This window comes from Streptomyces tendae, assembly GCF_014650435.1.
GTDB classification, from domain to species: Bacteria; Actinomycetota; Actinomycetes; order Streptomycetales; family Streptomycetaceae; genus Streptomyces; species Streptomyces tendae.
The window spans coordinates 77,981-94,549 of the sequence record NZ_BMUY01000014.1 but is presented as its reverse complement, the minus strand read 5'-3'; the positions used below and the strand labels follow the sequence as shown (position 1 = coordinate 94,549).

Sequence of the window (16,569 nt, the reverse complement as noted above, 5' to 3'; positions counted from 1 at the left end):
GAAGTGTCAACGCATATGCCTGCCAAGGCCGTTGACTTTGCCGTCTTATTAACCGCCGAGACGTTTCAGCGCGTCCGGAGCCTCGTCGATTCGGTCAACCAGCGCGATTCGGGACTCCATCGCCCGCCCCTTCGCGAGCGACCGCAGCAGCGGCCACGCCGGCAGTGTGCGGGTCCAGTGCTCCCGGTCCACGAGCACCATCGGCGTGGGCTCGCCGCGCGACTCGTAGTAGTTCGGCGTCGCGTTGTCGAAGATCTCCTGCAGGGTGCCGGCCGCGCCCGGCAGGAACACCACGCCCGCGGTGGAGCGGGCCAGCAGGCCGTCCTCCCGGGTGGCGTTGGCGAAGTACTTGGCGATGTGCGCGGCGAAGGCGTTGGGCGGCTCGTGGCCGTAGAACCAGGTCGGGATGCCGATCGAGTCGCCGCCCCGGGGCCAGCGTGCCCGCACCTCGAACGCGGACCCGGCCCAGTCGGCGATCGAGGGCGCGAACGACGGCACCTTGGCGAGCAGCACCAGGGCCTCGTCCAGCATGTTGTCGTCGAACGGGGCGGCGTACGCGCCGAGGTTCGCCGCCTCCATCGCGCCCGGACCGCCGCCGGTGGCCACCGTGAGCCCGGCGAGGGCCAGCTCACGGCCCAGGCGGGCGGCGCCCGCGTACTCCGCGGTGCCGCGGGCCATGGCGTGACCGCCCATGACGCCCACCACCCGGCTGCCGACGACGAGTTCGTCCAGCGCGTCCGAGACGGCGTCGTCATGGATGGCGCGCAGCATGGAGGCGAAGACGTCACCGTCGGCCCTGGTCTGCTGGAACCAGTCGTAGGCCAGCGCGTCCGGCGTCGCCTCGTAGCCCTCGCCGAGGCGGGCGTACAACTCGTCGGGGGAGTAGACCCGTCCCCGGTAGGGGTCGAACGGGAGCCCTGGTATCGGCGGGAAGACCAGGGCGCCGGCGGCGCGCACCCCGGCGGCGGCGCCGGGTTCCATCGGGCAGCCGAGGAAGACGGCGCCGGTGGGGTCGGCGGCGAGCAGGGCGTCCGTACGGCCCGTCAGGTCGACGGCCTGGACGCGGTGATGGGCGAGGGAGCCCGGCGACGAGACGACGCGGTCGAACTCGTCGAGGCTCTCGATCTCCCTGTCGTGGGAGGCGTGGTGGGACTGGAACCGGGAGAGGGACGGCGACCCGTGCGGTGATCGGGCCCTGCGCCGGGCGGGTGTCTGATCGGGTGTCTGATCCACCCGCCCATGCTAGGCACGCGTCCGGATCAGCCCTGGACGGCCGCCGGGTCCATCCACGCGACCTCGAAGGTGTGGCCGTCGAGGTCGTCGAAGGCCCGGCCGTACATGAAGCCGTGGTCCTGGGTCTCGCCGGAGACCGAGCCGCCTGCCGCGACCGCCTTCTCGACCAGCTCGTCGACCTTCTCGCGGCTCTCCGCGCTCAGCGCGATCAGCACCTCGCTGGTCTTCGTCGAGTCCGCGATCTCCTTCTTGGTGAACTCGCGGTACTTCTGGGGCGTGTGCACCATCACGACGATGGTGTCGCTCACCGGGAACGAGGCGGTGCTGTCGTCGCTGAACTGGGCGTTGATCTCCCACCCCAGTCCGGCGAAGAACTTCTTCGCGGCGTCGAGGTCGTTGGTGGCCAGGTTCACGAAGATCATCTGCTGGTACATGGGGGCCTCTCCCGGTTTCGTATGTCGTGCCGTTCGAGTAGATAGACGCTAGGCGGCCCCGGAACTCATCGCCGTTGCGCGAACTTTCTCGAAAGACTTTCCGCCGGTCAGCTGTCCAGCGGCAGCGCCGCCAGCACGGCGACGACCAGGACCAGCGGGCCGAACAGGGCGAGCAGGGCGGCGGCGCGTACGGCGGCCGCGGCGCGCAGGGTCGCCGGGGGCGCGCCGAGCCGCAGCAGGGCGCCCGTGGTGTCGGCGCGGGCGTGCCTGGCCTCGACGGCCGCGGTGAGCAGCGTGGCCACCGTGCAGCCGGCCACGAGGACGGCGCCCAGGGTGCCGAGCGGACCGAAGGCGGGGCCGTCCCCGTCGTACACGGTCGCGGTCACGTAGGCCGCGGCGGCGACGGCGGCGACGACGCCGAGCGGGCGGCCGATGCGGTGGGACTCCTCCATGAGCACGCGGCCGGCCAGGAGGCGCAGGGCGCCGGGGCGGGCGGCCTGGAGCAGGCGGCCGCACAGGTGGGTGAGGCCGGGGCCGGCCAGGGCGAGGCCCAGGGCGGTGAGGGCCCAGCCGATCAGCACGCCGGCGGAGGGGGCGGTGCCGGGGGCGGGGGCGCCGGTCGCGCTGCCGGTGTAGGTCTCGACGGTGAGGCCCGCGGTGAGTACGGCGATGCCCCAGGGGAGGGCGGTGGTGTTGTGGGGGCGGGGGGTTGGCTCCGTCGGGGTGTCGGGGGCGGTGTCCGGTGTCTGCGGGATGTCCGCCGGGGCCGGAGGAGCGGCGTCCAGCGTCTGTGTGGTGCCGTCCGCCGAGGTCGGGGGGTGGGGAGCACTTGCCTGCGTTTGCAGGGCGCCGCCTGCGCCCACCCGTGCCGCCCCAGCGGCACGACTGCCCGCAGCATCAGCGACGGCACGACTGCCCGCAGGACCAGCGACAGCTGTGCGGGCGCCGAAGCGGCCGTAGGCGCCGAAGGTTTCGCGGGCCTTGCCCCAGCCGTACGCGCCGAAGCGGCCGTAGCCGCGAGGTGCGGCGGCCGTGGTGGGCCGGGGATCGCGGGGCCGCAGTGTGTGGGCCACGGCCGCCGAGGCGAGGGCCGGTACGAGGACCAGCAGCGTCAGGACGGCCGGGGCGGGGAGGGACTGGCCGACGGCCAGGGCGTCGGCCGCGACGCGGTCCGAGGGCGGGCGGCCGGTCAGGCTGCCGCGCAGGTACAGGAAGGCGAGCAGGGCCGCCACCGAACCGAGCGCGGCGGACAGGGCCGTGGTCGTCGCCGAGACGGCCATCAGCCGGCCCGGCCCGAGCCCGATCGCCGACAGCCCCGAGCGGGGCCGGGTGCCGGGATCGGTGCGGGCCACGGCGACCGCCAGGTACACCGCGGCGGCCAGCGGCGCCGCGCACCAGGCCAGGCGGAGGGCGGAGGCGCCGGGCGCGTCGGGGTGGCTCAGCGCGTGGCCGAGGGCGCACAGCAGCAGGAAGCCCGTGCCCGCCGAGGCCAGCGCGACCAGCAGGCGGCGCAGGTGGACGGCGAGGTGGGCGGTGCGGGTCAGGCGGAGAGCGAGCACGCCGCCCGGCCTTCCGTTCCGGGAGTCCCGGCGGCACCCGTGGCCACCGTGGTCTCGGCGAGCGGCGGCAGGTGCACGGTCCGCACCCGCCGTCCGTCGAGGAGCGCCACCGCGCGGTCCGCCAGGGCGGCGGTCTGCGCGTCGTGCGTGGCGAGCAGGACGGTGATGCCGTGCGAGCGGGCCGCCGTGGTGAGCGTCCGCAGGACCTGGGCGCGGTCGGCGCGGTGCAGGGGAGCCGTCGGCTCGTCGGCGAAGAGGACCGCCGGGGCGACGGCGAGCGCGCGGGCGATGCAGACGCGCTGCCGTTCGGCCTGCTGGAGTTCGTGCGGGCGCCTGCGCGCCTTGCCGCCGACGTCGAGGCGGTCCAGCCACTCCAGGGCGGCGGTCTTGGCCCGGCGCCGGCCGGTGCCGCGCAGCATGAGGGGGAGCGCGGCGTTCTCCCAGGCGTTCAGCTCCGGGACGAGTGCCGGCGTGGGGTCGATCCAGCCGAAGCGGTCGCGGCGCAGCCGTTCGCGGCCGAGGGGGCCCATGGTGTGCACCGGCACGCTGTTGAACCACACCTCGCCGTCCTGCGGCTTGACCAGTCCGGACAGGCACCGCAGCAGGGTGGTCTTGCCGCTGCCGCGCGGGCCGCTCACGGCGAGGATCTCGCCCTGGCGCACGCCGAGCGACACGCCTTGCAGCGCGGGGGAGCCGTCGTGGTGCTGGAAGTGCAGGGCACGGGCCCAGAGCACGTCGTTGTCCGGCGGGGCCTCCATGGGCGTACACCTCGGTTCTGATCCGTATTTCCCCGGTCGTGTCGTCCCCCTTCCGGGGGAACGAAGACGGGGCCGATCGGTCACTGGGCACCGTAAGGAGTCGCCGTGGAGGAAGCCGGACAGCACGCGGCCCCGGGCCGCCGTTCTCACTCGAACGGACCGCTCCGGGGCCGGTGATGATCACCTCAGCGGATGATCGGGACGATCAGAGCTTCGTCCACGCCTCCGTCAGTGTGGCGCGCAGGATCTGCTCGATCTCGTCGAAGGTCTCCTGGTTGGAGATCAGCGGCGGGGCGAGCTGGATGACCGGGTCGCCGCGGTCGTCCGCACGGCAGTACAGGCCGTTCTCGAAGAGCTTCTTGGAGAGGAAGCCGTACAGGACCCGCTCGGTCTCCTCCTCGTTGAAGGACTCCTTGGTGGCCTTGTCCTTGACCAGCTCGATGCCGTAGAAGAAGCCGTTGCCGCGGACGTCGCCGACGATCGGCAGGTCGTGCAGCTTCTCCAGGGCGGCGCGGAAGGCGCCCTCGTTGTCCAGCACGTGCTGGTTGAGGCCCTCGCGCTCGAACAGGTCGAGGTTGGCGATGCCGACCGCGGCGGAGACCGGGTGGCCGCCGAAGGTGTAGCCGTGCAGGAAGGTGTTGTCGCCCTTGTAGAACGGCTCGGCCAGGCGGTCGGAGATGATGCAGGCGCCGATCGGGGAGTAGCCCGAGGTCATGCCCTTGGCGCAGGTGATCATGTCCGGGACGTAGCCGAACTTGTCGCAGGCGAAGGTCGTGCCGAGGCGGCCGAAGGCGCAGATGACCTCGTCCGAGACGAGCAGCACGTCGTACTGGTCGCAGATCTCGCGCACCCGCTGGAAGTACCCGGGCGGGGGCGGGAAGCAGCCGCCCGCGTTCTGCACGGGCTCCAGGAAGACGGCCGCGACGGTCTCCGGGCCCTCGAAGAGGATCTGCTGCTCGATCTGGTCGGCGGCCCAGCGGCCGTACGCCTCGGGGTCGTCGCCGTGGATCGGGGCGCGGTAGATGTTGGTGTTCGGCACCTTGTGCGCGCCGGGGACCAGCGGCTCGAAGGGGGCCTTCAGGGCGGGCAGGCCGGTGATGGACAGGGCGCCCTGCGGGGTGCCGTGGTAGGCCACCGCGCGGGAGATCACCTTGTACTTGGTGGGCTTGCCGGTCAGCTTGAAGTACTGCTTGGCCAGCTTCCAGGCGGTCTCCACCGCCTCGCCGCCGCCGGTGGTGAAGAAGACCTTGTTGAGGTCGCCGGGAGCCTCGTTCGCCAGACGCTCGGCCAGCTCGACGGCCTTGGGGTGGGCGTAGGACCAGACCGGGAAGAAGGCGAGCTCCTGCGCCTGCTTCGAGGCGGTCTCCGCGAGCTCCTGGCGGCCGTGTCCGGCCTGGACCACGAACAGGCCGGCGAGGCCGTCGAGGTAGCGCTTGCCCTTGTCGTCGTAGATGTGGGTGCCCTCACCGCGGACGATGGTGGGGACGGGGGCGTTCTCGTACGACGACATGCGGGTGAAGTGCATCCACAGGTGGTCGTACGCGGCCTTGCTGAGGTCCTTGGGGCTGTCGGTGCTCACGATTATCGGGTTCCCCACATATAGGTCTGCTTCTTGAGCTTGAGGTAGACGAAGCTCTCGGTGGAGCGCACGCCGGGGACGGCCCGGACGCGTCGGTTGATGACCTCCAGGAGGTGGTCGTCGTCCTCGCAGACGACCTCCACCATCAGGTCGAAGGAGCCCGCGGTCATCACCACGTACTCGCACTCGGACATGGCCGCCAGCGCCTCGGCGACGGACTCCACGTCGCCCTCCACGTTGACGCCGACCATCGCCTGGCGCCGGAAGCCCACGGTGAGCGGGTCCGTGACGGCGACGATCTGCATCACGCCCTGGTCGAGCAGCTTCTGGACGCGCTGGCGCACGGCCGCCTCCGACAGGCCCACGGCCTTGCCGATGGCGGCGTACGGCCGGCGGCCGTCCTCCTGGAGCTGCTCGATGATGGCGAGGGAGACGGCGTCCAACTGGGGACCGCCGTTCCTGGACTCGCGGGAGTCCTTCTGGTCTGCGCTTCGACTGGCCACGGCTTCACTGTGCACGACGTATCGACAGTTTCGCAAGGCCGGATCGATGAAATTCGTTGTTTCGATCGCTTCAGGCTGCGGATATCGCAACCCTGAGGGGAGCGGGGGTGTTGAAAACGTCGGGACTGCGTCTAGGGTGGGTGTCTCAGTTACTGGACACCCGAACTTGGAGGGCCGGCAGTGAGCACCGAGCTGCGTCGTCTGCGCAATTACATCGACGGTGAGTTCCGGGACGCCGCCGACGGACGGACCACGGAAGTGGTCAACCCCGCCACGGGCGAGGCGTACGCGACCGCCCCCCTCTCCCGGGAGGCGGACGTGGACGCCGCGATGGCGGCCGCCGCGGCGGCCTTCCCGGCCTGGCGGGACCTGGTTCCGGCCGAGCGGCAGAAGGCCCTGCTGAAGATCGCGGACGCGTTCGAGGAGCGGGCCGAGGAGCTGATCGCGGCCGAGGTGGAGAACACGGGCAAGCCCATCGGGCTCACCCGCTCCGAGGAGATCCCGCCGATGGTCGACCAGATCCGCTTCTTCGCGGGCGCGGCGCGAATGCTCGAAGGACGCGGCGCCGGCGAGTACATGGAGGGGCTGACCTCCTTCGTGCGCCGCGAGCCGATCGGTGTCTGCGCGCAGGTCGCGCCGTGGAACTACCCGATGATGATGGCCGTGTGGAAGTTCGCCCCGGCCCTCGCCGCGGGCAACACCGTCGTCCTCAAGCCCTCCGACACCACCCCCGCCTCCACGGCCCTGATGGCCGACATCATCGGCTCGATCGTCCCCAAGGGCGTCTTCAACGTCGTCTGCGGCGACCGCGACACCGGCCGCCTGATGGTCGAGCACGAGACCCCGGCGATGGCCTCCATCACCGGCTCCGTGCGGGCCGGCATGTCGGTCGCCGAGTCGGCGTCGAAGGACCTCAAGCGGGTCCACCTGGAGCTGGGTGGCAAGGCGCCGGTCGTGGTCTTCGAGGACACCGACATCCCCAAGGCCGTCGAGGGCATCTCCGAGGCGGGCTACTTCAACGCCGGGCAGGACTGCACGGCGGCCACCCGCGTGCTGGTCCACGAGTCGGTCCACGACGAGTTCGTCAGCGCGCTCGCCAAGGCCGCGTCCGAGATCAAGACCGGGCAGCCGGACGACGAGGACGTGCTCTACGGCCCGCTGAACAACCCGAACCAGCTCAAGCAGGTCTCCGGGTTCATCGAGCGGCTGCCCGCGCACGCCAAGGTGGAGGCGGGCGGCCACCGGGTCGGCGACAAGGGCTACTTCTACGCCCCGACCGTCGTCTCCGGCCTCAAGCAGGACGACGAGATCATCCAGCAGGAGGTCTTCGGGCCGGTCATCACCGTCCAGTCCTTCCGCGACGAGGACCAGGCCGTCGAGTGGGCCAACGGCGTCGAGTACGCGCTGGCCTCCTCGGTGTGGACCAAGGACCACGGCCGCGCCATGCGGATGTCCAAGAGGCTGGACTTCGGCTGCGTGTGGATCAACACCCACATCCCGCTGGTCGCCGAGATGCCGCACGGCGGATTCAAGAAGTCCGGCTACGGCAAGGACCTGTCGGGCTACGGCTTCGAGGACTACACGCGGATCAAGCACGTGATGACGTCGCTGGACATGTGACCCCACGCGGTGTGCGCGGCCCCGGACGGACCTCCCCGGTCTCCGTCCGGGGCCGCGGCGCGTGTGTACCTGGGACTGAACTCCCCGCGCTCGACAGGGTGTCGGGCCTGGCCTGGCCCGCTCGACGCAGCGTCGATTGTCCCGGGCGGAAGCGGGGCGGGATCCTCGTGCCATGCCCCTGCTCCCGAAGACGCCCTCGCTGTCCCGTCGTACCCTGCTGCGCGGCCTGGGCGGTTCCGCCGCGCTCGGTGCGCTCGGCACCCTGGCCGGCTGCGGTGTCCCCGCGGCGTACGTGGCCCCGGGAGACCGGGCCGCGACCGACCGGTCCGCCACCCAACGGCGGCTGACCTGGGCCAACTGGCCGCTCTACATCGACACCGACGACAAGCACCCGAGCCGGCGGCCCACGCTGGAGGCTTTCGAGAGGGAGACGGGCATCTCCGTCGACTACATCGAGGAGATCAACGACAACGACGAGTTCTTCGGCAAGATCAGCCCGTCCCTGATGAACCACCAGCCCACCGACCGCGACCTGATCGTCATCAGCGACTGGATGTGCGGGCGGTTCGTACGGCTGGGCTGGGTGCAGGAGATGGACCGCTCCCAGCAGCCGAACGTCACCGAGTACCTGGACCCGCTGCTGCGTTCGCCCGCCTTCGACCCCGGCCGGAGGTTCACCGTGCCCTGGCAGTCGGGCATCACCGGCATCGCCTACAACCGGCGCCGGCTCGGCCGGGAGATCCGGCACGTGTCCGACCTGTGGGCGGCCGACCTCAAGGGCCGGGTCACCCTGCTGTCGGGCATGGACGAGGCCTTCGCGCTGCTGATGCAGGGCAACGGCGTGGACATCACCGACTGGAGGACGGACGACTTCCACCTGATCTGCGACCAGGTGGAGAAGCAGGTCGCCAGGGGCCAGATCCGCCGCTTCACCGGCAACGACTACATCAAGGACCTCTCCAGCGGCGACGTCCTCGCCTGCCAGGCATACTCCGGCGACGTCATCCAACTCCAGGCGGACGACCCGGACATCGAGTTCGTCGTCCCGGAGGAGGGCGCCGAGCTGTGGGCGGAGTCCCTGATGATCCCCGACCTGGCCCGCCACAAGGCCAACGCCGAGCGGCTGATCGACCACTACTACCGGCCCGAGGTCGCCGCCGAGCTGGCCGCCTGGGTCAACTACGTCTGCCCGGTCCCGGCCGCCCAGGACGTGCTCGCCTCCTCCGACGACGCGGAGACCGCGGCCCTGGCCGAGGACCCGCTGATCTTCCCGGACGCCGCGATGCGCGAACGGCTCGCCATCGCGCGGGACATCTCGGCGGGGGAGCGGGCGGAGTTCGCGAAGCGGTGGAACGGGATCGTGGGCGTGTAGCAGACTGATCATGTGATGAATTCATCAGGTGATGAGGCGATCGAGGGTGCGGTCACGCTGGGACTGCTGGCCGCCTGGGCCCTGCACGACCTCGAAGAGCTGGCGACCGTGCCCGGCTGGTGGCGGCGCAACCTCCCCGCCCTGCGCGAGCGGTACCCGGGCGTGCCGGAGGCCGTGTGGCGGCGGGCCGGGTCGGTCGACGGGCGGGAGTTCGCGGTGGCGGTCGGCACGATGGCCGCGGTCGTGGCCTCCGCGTCCGTCGCCGGACGGCTGACCGGGGGCCGCTCGGCCACGTACCAGACCGCGCTCAACGCGTTCGGCCTGCACGGCCTGGTCCACCTCGCGCAGGCGGGGCTGGTGCGCGGCTACACGCCCGGGGCGGCGACCTCGCCGCTGATCGTGGTCCCGTTCACCCTCTGGGCCCGCCACAGGCTGCGCCGCGCCGGTGTGCTGCGTGCCACCCGCCCGCGCGACCTCGCCGTGGGGCTCGGTTTCGCGGGCGCGGTGACGGTCGGCGCGCACGCGGTGGCGCGGCGGCTGACGGGGACTACTGCAGCGCGGCCGCGGTGATCGCGTCGACGACCGGATTGCGCCCCGTGCCCTTGGCGTCGGTGGAGTTGACCGCGCAGACCAGGGTGCGACTCAGGTCGCGGGTGCCGCCGATGAAGGCGTTGTACCCGTAGCGGCCCCCCGACTTGCCCCAGAAGACCTGGCCGTCGGCCTCCTGGTACTCCAGCCCGGCGCTCATGGTCGCGCCCGTAACGCCCGCCGGAGTCGTGAACATCTCCTCCAGCTCGGGCTGCGGCACGATCTTCCCCCGGAACAGCTTGGTGAGCAGCCTCTCCAGGTCGGCGGTGGTGGAGATCATGTCGCCCGCCGCCCAGCGGTCCGCCTGGTTCCACTCGGTCACGTCGACCAGCCTCGTCGTGCCGTCCGGCCCCTCCACCGCCTGGTAGCCCCGGTTGTGCGGGCCCCGGATGCGGGGATCGGTGCCCGGGAAGTAGGTGTGGTGCATGCCGGCCGGGCGCAGGACGAGACGCGTGGCCTCGGAGGCGTACGAGCGTCCCGTGACCTTTTCGATCAGCAGGCCGAGGATCGTGTAGTTGATGTTCAGGTACTGCTGTCGGGTCCCCGGGACGAAGTCCTCCGGTCCCTTGGCGATCGCCGACGCCGCGACCTGCTGCGGGGTCAGGGTGTCGTACCGGTGCGCGTACAGCTCCGCGAAGTCGTCGCCGAGCCCGTCGCCCGGCTTGATGCCGCTGGTGTGGTTCAGCAGGTGGCGCACGCTGATCGGCTGCTCGAAGTCCGGCGTGAACAGGTCGGGGAGGTAGCCCTGGACGGGCGCGTCCAGGTCGATCTCGTCCTGTGCGGCGAGGCGCAGGACGGTGGCCGCGGTGACGACCTTCGTGACCGAACCGGCTCGGAAGCGGGCATCGGGGTGGGCCGGCCGGCCACTGGCCAGGTCGCGCACCCCCGCGCTGCCGTGCCAGTCCCCGCCGGTGGTGCCGACCCGCACGAGGGCGGCGGTGGCGTACTGGTTCGGCAGTCCCGCGATGGCGGTGCGCAACGCTTCCTCGGCCGGCCCCCGCTGATCGGCGAAGCGGGAGGCCGGGGTGGGCGGCGCGGCGAAGGCGGGGGCCGCCAGCGGGCCGGTGGCCAGGGCGAGGACGACCGAGGCGGCGAGAACTGCATGGCTACGGGCACGCATCGACTGCTCCAGGTGAAGGCGGTTGCGGCGGAAGGAACGTGATCATCCTTGTGCGCCGCGCCCCGTGTCGGATCGTCGCCGAGTAGGGTGCCCGCCCCTGGCCGGACTCGGGGGAACGTCCCTACGAAGACCGGGAGTTGTGGGGGTCGTCCCGTACGGGACGGTCGTCCCCTACGGGACCGGAACGGCCCCGTTGCCGTCGCGCAGGGCGCACAGCACGTCGATGCGGTTGGTGGTGATCGAGTCGACGCCCAGGGCGCGCAGGCGGCGCATGGTGCGGCGGGTGTCGGGGGTCCAGACGGAGAGCAGGAAACCGTCGCGGTGGACGCGTTCGGCCAGGGCCCGGTCCACCAGTCCGAAGCGGTAGTTGAGCCACCGCGGCCGCACCGCCGCCAGCAGCGCGGGCCGGGGCGGGGCCGCCGTGGTCCAGGTCATGGCGATCTCGGCGGCGGGGTCGGCGGCCCGCACGGCGAGCATGGCGGCGGCGCCCGCCGTGTAGTACACCCGGTCCCGCGCCCCGCACTCGCCGACGATGTCCACGATGCGCCGCACCGCCCGCTCGTCCGGCCCGCCCGGCAGGTCCAGCATCAGCCGCCCGTCGGTCGCGGCCAGCGCCTCGGCGAGCGTAGGCACCCGGCCGGCCGTCAGCCCGCGCACCTCCTCGGCCGACAGGGAGCGCAGCGGCCGCTCGTGCTGCCACAGCCGCTTGAGCGTCTCGTCGTGCAGCAGCACCGGCACGCCGTCCCGGGTGAGGCGTACGTCGGTCTCGACGGCGTCCGCGCCGCGCTCCAGGGCGGAACGCAGCGAGGCGAGCGTGTTCTCGCGGTGCCGGTAGGGGTCGCCGCGGTGGGCGACGGCGGTCAGGGGGCGCGGGGTGTCCATGGCGGGGCAACTCTCGGTGGGCGAGCTTCTCAGGAGGCGAGCCAAGCGGCGGTGTACGTGTCGATCTCGTCGGCGATCCGAGCCTTGCCCGGTGCGTCGAGGAAGGACGCCTCGACCCCGTTCTTCGCGAGGTCGGCGAGGCCGCGCTCGTCGAGGCCGAGGAGGCGGGCCGCGACCGCGTACTCGTTGTTGAGGTCGGTGCCGAACATCGGCGGGTCGTCGGAGTTGATCGTCACCAGGACGCCGGCGCGGGTGAACTCCTTGATCGGGTGCTCGTCCAGGGTGCGCACCGCGCGGGTGGCGATGTTCGAGGTCGGGCACACCTCCAGCGGGATGCGCCGCTCGGCGAGGTGGGCGAGGAGCTTCGGGTCCTGGGCGGAACTGGTGCCGTGCCCGATGCGTTCGGCGCGCAGCTCGGTGAGGGCGTCCCACACGGTCTGCGGTCCGGTCGTCTCACCGGCGTGCGGCACCGAGTGCAGGCCCGCGGCGATCGCCCGGTCGAAGTAGGGCTTGAACTGCGGGCGGGCCACCCCGATCTCGGGTCCGCCGAGCCCGAAGGAGACCAGGCCCTCCGGGCGCAGCCGGTCGTCGGTGGCCAGCCGCGTCGTCTCCTCGGCGGACTCCAGACCGGCCTCGCCCGGAATGTCGAAGCACCAGCGCAGTACCGTCCCGAACTCGGCCTCCGCCGCCTTGCGGGCGTCCTCGATCGCGTCCATGAAGGCGCCCTCGTCGATGCCGCGCCGGGTGGAGGAGAACGGCGTGATGGTCAGCTCGGCGTAGCGCACCTGCTGCCGGGCCATGTCCCGGGCCACCTCGTACGTCAGCAGCCGGACGTCCTCCGGGGTGCGGATCAGGTCGACCACGGACAGGTACACGTCGATGAAGTGCGCGAAGTCCGTGAACGTGAAGTAGTCGACCAGGGCCTCGGGATCGGTGGGGACCTTGGAGTCGGGGTGGCGCGCGGCCAGCTCGGAGACGATGCGCGGGGAGGCGGAGCCGACGTGGTGGACGTGCAGTTCGGCCTTCGGCAGTCCGGCGATGAAGGCGTGCAGGTCACGCGGGACGTCGGGGTCGACGAGGTGCTCGGTCATGGGTTCCTCCCCGGGGCGGCGCCCCACCCGGCCGCGGGGCGGCCGTGGGGCGCGGGTGATCGGCTGATCGGTCGTTCGGGGATCATCGTAGGCCGGTCTGACGCCCGGCGGCCCGGGACCGTAGCATGGCGGGCACGAACGAACCGGGGGGACAGAACACGATGACGGACGCGACGAGACCGGACGGGGCATCCTCCGGCGACCACGACCCCTGGGCGCCCCCGGAGAGCGGGCCGTCGCTGGACAAGAGCGCCGGTGCCGGTGCCGGGCAGCCGCAGATGCCGCAGGAGCCGCCCCGGCCGCCCGCCTCCGACGTGCCGCCGCCCTGGCAGCCGCCGCCCGGCGTGCACGACCAGGCCACGGTCACGTCGATGCCCGGCGCCGGCTTCACCGGCCCCGACCCCGCGGTGCCCCCGCCGCCCATCGCACCCGGCGGCGCCGGTGTCCCGGGCGGGTACGGCTACCCCGGGTACGGCCAGGGCTACGGCTGGCCCGGTATGCAGATGCCCCCGCAGAACGGGCTCGGCACCGCGTCGATGGTGCTGGGCATCCTCGCCTGCGCGCTGTTCTGCCTGTACGGCGTGGTCTCCCTGGTCCTCGGCATCCTCGCCGTGGTCTTCGGGGTCAAGGGCCGCCGGAAGGCGGAGAGCGGCCTGGCCACCAACCACGGGCAGGCGCAGGCCGGGTTCGTCATGGGCATCATCGGCATCGTCCTCGGTGTCGCCGTGATCGTGCTGATCGCCGTCGGGATCACCGCGGCGATCAACGAGGACTCGGACTACGACGACCCCTACTACGGCGCCTCGCGCCCCGCGCCGGTCTCCGTGACCGTGGAACGCTGAGCCGCGCCCCGCAGCGCTGCCTCTACGATGTCAAGTTCCAACGAGGGGAGAGCAGTTCATGTCGTACTCCAATCCCGGACCCGGGGGTTACGGCCAGCCGCCGCAGCCGGGCCAGCCGCCCGCGGGTGGCTACGCGTACCCGCAGTCCGCGCCCGGGTACGGGTACCCGAACCAGGGGGCCGGGTACCCGGCGGCTCCGCCGGTCGGTTACCCGCAGGGGCCCGGCTACGGCATGCCGATGCAGCCGAGCAACGGCATGGGGACCACGGGACTGGTGCTGGGCATCATCGGCGTGGTGTGCAGCCTGACCTTCTTCCTCTGGTTCTTCGGCGTGATCCTGGGCATCCTCGGGATCATCTTCGGCGCGATCGGCCGGGGGAAGGCCACCCGGGGCGAGGCCACCAACAAGGGCTCCGCGACCGCCGGACTCGTGCTCGGCATCACGGCCACGGTGATCCTGCCGCTGCTCGGCTTCCTCGCCTTCGCGAGCCTGATGAGCCTCGCCTGAGCCAGTCGCCGTGAGGGGCGGCCCCGGGCCGCCTCCTCACGCGACGCCCCCCTCACGGCGACGCCCCTCGCCGCCGTCCTCTCAGTCGCCCGCGCGCAGCCGCTCCCGGGCCGCCATCAGCGCGAAGCCCAGCAGGTTGGGCCCCCGCCAGCGCTCGGGGTCCTGGGCCGCCTCGTCGTCCGCGGCCAGGCCGATGCCCCACACCCGGTCCACGGGGCTCGCCTCCACCAGCACTCTCCCGCCCGTGCCCAGCAGGAACGCCCGCAGCGCCGGGTCCGAGGCGAACTTGTGGACGCTGCCCTCGACCACGATCCGGAACCGCTCCCGCTCCCACACCGCCTCGTCGAAACTGCGCACGAGCCGGCCGGCCTTCTTCGCCCCGGCGGGATGAGCGGCCGCCAGCACCCGCCGCTCGGCCTCCGCGTCCGCGAAGAGCCGGGCCTTGCCGGCCATCATCCAGTGCTCGGCCGTCGCGTACTCCACCGCGTCCACGGTGAACGGCGACGGCCACCACTGGCTCAGACAGCTCGGCCCGATGCTGCCGTCCGGGAGCGGCCGGTGCCCCCAGAAGCACAGGTACTTGATCCGCGCGCCCGCCCGGACCCGCGCGACCAGCGCCTCCCGGCTGTCGATGCCGTCCGCCACCGTCCTGCTCCTCCGCGCCTCCGGGATCTGCTCCGCCCCCGTGATCTTGTCCATGCACGCGAGTGTGGCACGCGCCACTGACACTCCGTCCGCCCTTTTCCGTGGCGACTCGACACCTGGTCGACAGATTCCGTCGCGTAACCAAATGGCAACAACGGAATCACTTGTTGGAGCCCTAGTGCTCTGTCAGGATCGGCACTCACATCGAGCCTGAGCCACGCCGGCCCCCGCCACGGGGAGACCGAGGAGAGCCGACATGCACAACCCGGGCAACGCCACCCAGGACCGATTCCCGGCCCAGGACCGCTTCGCGGACGGGGCCCAGTACATCGCGGGCCGTCTCACGAAGGGCACCTCCGGACGCACGCACACCGTCGTCGACCCGGCGACCGGCGAGGACGTCCTGACCTATGAACTCGCCGGCCCCGACGACGTCGACGCCGCCGTCGCCGCCGCGCGAGCGGCGTTCCCCGGCTGGGCCGGCGCCACCCCGGGCGAGCGCTCCGACGCCCTGCACCGGTTCGCCGCCGTCCTCGCGGAGCGCGCCGAGGACTTCGCCCGCGCCGAGTCCCTGCAGTGCGGCAAGCCGCTGAAGCTGACCCGCGAGTTCGACGTGCCGGGCACGGTCGACAACGCGGCCTTCTTCGCCGGCGCCGCCCGCCACCTCCAGGGGCAGTCGGCGGGGGAGTACTCCGGCGACCACACCTCGTACGTCCGCCGCGAGCCCATCGGCGTCGTCGGGTCGATCGCGCCCTGGAACTACCCCCTCCAGATGGCCGCCTGGAAGATCCTCCCGGCGATCGCCGCGGGCAACACCATCGTGCTGAAGCCCGCCGAGATCACCCCGCTGACCTCCCTGATGTTCGCCCAGGCGGCGACCGAGGCCGGCATCCCGGACGGCGTGATCAACATCGTCAGCGGCACCGGACGGGAGGCCGGCGAGCACCTCGTCGCCCACCCCGACGTGGCGATGACCTCCTTCACCGGGTCCACCGCCGTAGGCAAGCGCGTCGCCGAGGTCGCCACCGCCACCGTCAAGCGCCTCCACCTGGAGTTGGGCGGCAAGGCCCCCTTCCTCGTCTTCGACGACGCCGATCTCGACGCCGCCGTCCACGGCGCGGTCGCGGGCGCGCTCATCAACACCGGCCAGGACTGCACGGCCGCCACGCGCGCGTACGTGCAGCGGCCGCTCTACGAGGCGTTCGTCGAGAAGACCGCCGCCCTCATGGACACCGTCCGCGTCGGCGACCCCTTCGCCCCCGGCACCGACCTCGGCCCGCTGGTCAGCCACGTCCAGCGCGACCGCGTCGCCGCCTTCGTCGACCGGGCGCGTTCCTACGCGCGCGTGGTGACCGGCGGCGAGGTCCCGCAGGACGACCTCAAGGACGGCGCCTACTACCGGCCCACCCTGATCGCGGACGCCGCCCAGGACAGCGAGGTGGTCCAGTCCGAGATCTTCGGCCCGGTCCTGGTCGTGCTGCCCTTCGACACCGACGACGAGGGCATCCGGCTGGCCAACGACACGCCGTACGGGCTCGCCGCCTCCGCCTGGAGCCGGGACGTGTACCGGGCCAACCGCGCCACCCGCGAGATCAAGGCGGGCTGCGTGTGGGTCAACGACCACATCCCGATCATCAGCGAGATGCCGCACGGCGGGTACAAGGCGTCCGGCTTCGGCAAGGACATGTCCGCCTACTCCTTCGAGGAGTACACGCAGGTCAAGCACGTCATGTTCGACAACACCGCGGTGGCGGCCAAGGACTGGCACCGCACCGTCTTCGGGGACCGGTAGTCACGACGAAAGGCCGCCGACCACGGCCGACTCACCCGAAAGG

16 protein-coding genes are annotated in these 16,569 nt (G+C 72.1%); 6 read left to right on the top strand and 10 right to left on the bottom strand.

The genetic code is table 11. From position 1 onward, the window contains the following. Positions 1-48: 48 nt before the first annotated feature. The 6 genes from IE258_RS31280 to IE258_RS31255 all read right to left on the bottom strand — a co-directional run bounded on the left by IE258_RS31280 (position 49) and on the right by IE258_RS31255 (position 6,081). Positions 49-1,233 (bottom strand): LOG family protein, encoded by a 1,185-nt coding sequence (locus IE258_RS31280; RefSeq protein WP_189749121.1) that lies wholly within the window; start codon positions 1,231-1,233, stop codon positions 49-51. Positions 1,234-1,259: 26 nt separating this feature from the next. Next, positions 1,260-1,667, bottom strand: coding sequence for a VOC family protein (locus tag IE258_RS31275; protein WP_189749119.1), 408 nt, complete (start codon positions 1,665-1,667; stop codon positions 1,260-1,262). 107 nt (positions 1,668-1,774) lie between these two features. Further along, positions 1,775-3,226 (bottom strand): hypothetical protein, encoded by a 1,452-nt coding sequence (locus IE258_RS31270; RefSeq protein WP_189749117.1) that lies wholly within the window; start codon positions 3,224-3,226, stop codon positions 1,775-1,777. After that, positions 3,208-3,984, bottom strand: a complete 777-nt coding sequence (locus tag IE258_RS31265; protein WP_159329333.1) for an ABC transporter ATP-binding protein — start codon at positions 3,982-3,984, stop codon at positions 3,208-3,210. The genes IE258_RS31270 and IE258_RS31265 overlap by 19 nt, the downstream gene beginning before the upstream one ends. A gap of 205 nt (positions 3,985-4,189) precedes the next feature. Next, a complete protein-coding gene (locus tag IE258_RS31260; protein WP_189749115.1) occupies positions 4,190-5,563 on the bottom strand; it encodes an aspartate aminotransferase family protein in 1,374 nt (457 codons plus the stop codon). 2 nt (positions 5,564-5,565) lie between these two features. Further along, positions 5,566-6,081: an Lrp/AsnC family transcriptional regulator gene (locus tag IE258_RS31255; RefSeq protein WP_123626431.1), complete on the bottom strand. Its 516-nt coding sequence runs from the start codon at positions 6,079-6,081 to the stop codon at positions 5,566-5,568. Between the two features lie 165 nt (positions 6,082-6,246). Here IE258_RS31255 and IE258_RS31250 point away from each other — a divergent pair, with 165 nt between their 5' ends. The 3 genes from IE258_RS31250 to IE258_RS31240 all read left to right on the top strand — a co-directional run bounded on the left by IE258_RS31250 (position 6,247) and on the right by IE258_RS31240 (position 9,628). After that, the gene (locus IE258_RS31250; protein WP_159329331.1) at positions 6,247-7,686 is read left to right on the top strand and encodes a gamma-aminobutyraldehyde dehydrogenase; all 1,440 of its coding nucleotides are present in this window, start codon (positions 6,247-6,249) and stop codon (positions 7,684-7,686) included. A 172-nt stretch (positions 7,687-7,858) separates the two neighbouring features. Beyond that, the gene (locus IE258_RS31245) at positions 7,859-9,058 is read left to right on the top strand and encodes a polyamine ABC transporter substrate-binding protein (RefSeq protein ID WP_189749113.1); all 1,200 of its coding nucleotides are present in this window, start codon (positions 7,859-7,861) and stop codon (positions 9,056-9,058) included. 12 nt (positions 9,059-9,070) lie between these two features. Continuing rightward, positions 9,071-9,628 (top strand): HXXEE domain-containing protein, encoded by a 558-nt coding sequence (locus IE258_RS31240; protein ID WP_189749112.1) that lies wholly within the window; start codon positions 9,071-9,073, stop codon positions 9,626-9,628. On the opposite strand, the gene IE258_RS31235 is transcribed toward IE258_RS31240, so the two are convergent. The 3 genes from IE258_RS31235 to IE258_RS31225 all read right to left on the bottom strand — a co-directional run bounded on the left by IE258_RS31235 (position 9,606) and on the right by IE258_RS31225 (position 12,739). After that, positions 9,606-10,766, bottom strand: a complete 1,161-nt coding sequence (locus IE258_RS31235; RefSeq protein WP_189749110.1) for a serine hydrolase domain-containing protein — start codon at positions 10,764-10,766, stop codon at positions 9,606-9,608. The two genes, IE258_RS31240 and IE258_RS31235, sit on opposite strands and share 23 nt — an antisense overlap. Before the next feature lie 171 nt (positions 10,767-10,937). Next, positions 10,938-11,648 carry a glycerophosphodiester phosphodiesterase gene (locus IE258_RS31230; RefSeq protein ID WP_189749109.1) on the bottom strand — a complete coding sequence of 237 codons (711 nt, stop codon included), beginning with the start codon at positions 11,646-11,648 and terminating at the stop codon, positions 10,938-10,940. Positions 11,649-11,677: 29 nt separating this feature from the next. Then, positions 11,678-12,739 (bottom strand): adenosine deaminase, encoded by a 1,062-nt coding sequence (locus IE258_RS31225; RefSeq protein WP_229892522.1) that lies wholly within the window; start codon positions 12,737-12,739, stop codon positions 11,678-11,680. Positions 12,740-12,900: 161 nt separating this feature from the next. Between IE258_RS31225 and IE258_RS31220 the strand changes: the two genes are divergently transcribed. Both IE258_RS31220 and IE258_RS31215 read left to right on the top strand, forming a co-directional pair. Next, entirely contained in the window at positions 12,901-13,581 is a 681-nt protein-coding gene (locus IE258_RS31220) for a DUF4190 domain-containing protein (RefSeq protein WP_189749108.1), read from the top strand. A 58-nt stretch (positions 13,582-13,639) separates the two neighbouring features. Continuing rightward, entirely contained in the window at positions 13,640-14,089 is a 450-nt protein-coding gene (locus IE258_RS31215) for a DUF4190 domain-containing protein (RefSeq protein ID WP_159329325.1), read from the top strand. A gap of 81 nt (positions 14,090-14,170) precedes the next feature. Here IE258_RS31215 and ybiA read toward each other — a convergent pair whose 3' ends face one another. After that, positions 14,171-14,812 (bottom strand): riboflavin biosynthesis intermediates N-glycosidase, encoded by a 642-nt coding sequence (ybiA, locus tag IE258_RS31210; RefSeq protein WP_373309957.1) that lies wholly within the window; start codon positions 14,810-14,812, stop codon positions 14,171-14,173. Positions 14,813-14,990: 178 nt separating this feature from the next. Here ybiA and IE258_RS31205 point away from each other — a divergent pair, with 178 nt between their 5' ends. Then, the gene (locus IE258_RS31205; protein ID WP_189749105.1) at positions 14,991-16,526 is read left to right on the top strand and encodes a gamma-aminobutyraldehyde dehydrogenase; all 1,536 of its coding nucleotides are present in this window, start codon (positions 14,991-14,993) and stop codon (positions 16,524-16,526) included. Positions 16,527-16,569 lie beyond the last annotated feature (43 nt).

Coding starts and splice junctions, on each gene's coding strand:
- IE258_RS31275 (WP_189749119.1), bottom strand. CDS start 1,667: ATGTACCAGCAGATGATCTTCGTGAACCTGGCCACCAACGACCTCGAC.
- IE258_RS31265 (WP_159329333.1), bottom strand. CDS start 3,984: ATGGAGGCCCCGCCGGACAACGACGTGCTCTGGGCCCGTGCCCTGCAC.
- IE258_RS31245 (WP_189749113.1), top strand. CDS start 7,859: ATGCCCCTGCTCCCGAAGACGCCCTCGCTGTCCCGTCGTACCCTGCTG.
- IE258_RS31235 (WP_189749110.1), bottom strand. CDS start 10,766: ATGCGTGCCCGTAGCCATGCAGTTCTCGCCGCCTCGGTCGTCCTCGCC.
- IE258_RS31230 (WP_189749109.1), bottom strand. CDS start 11,648: ATGGACACCCCGCGCCCCCTGACCGCCGTCGCCCACCGCGGCGACCCC.
- IE258_RS31225 (WP_229892522.1), bottom strand. CDS start 12,739: ATGACCGAGCACCTCGTCGACCCCGACGTCCCGCGTGACCTGCACGCC.
- IE258_RS31220 (WP_189749108.1), top strand. CDS start 12,901: ATGACGGACGCGACGAGACCGGACGGGGCATCCTCCGGCGACCACGAC.
- IE258_RS31215 (WP_159329325.1), top strand. CDS start 13,640: ATGTCGTACTCCAATCCCGGACCCGGGGGTTACGGCCAGCCGCCGCAG.
- IE258_RS31205 (WP_189749105.1), top strand. CDS start 14,991: ATGCACAACCCGGGCAACGCCACCCAGGACCGATTCCCGGCCCAGGAC.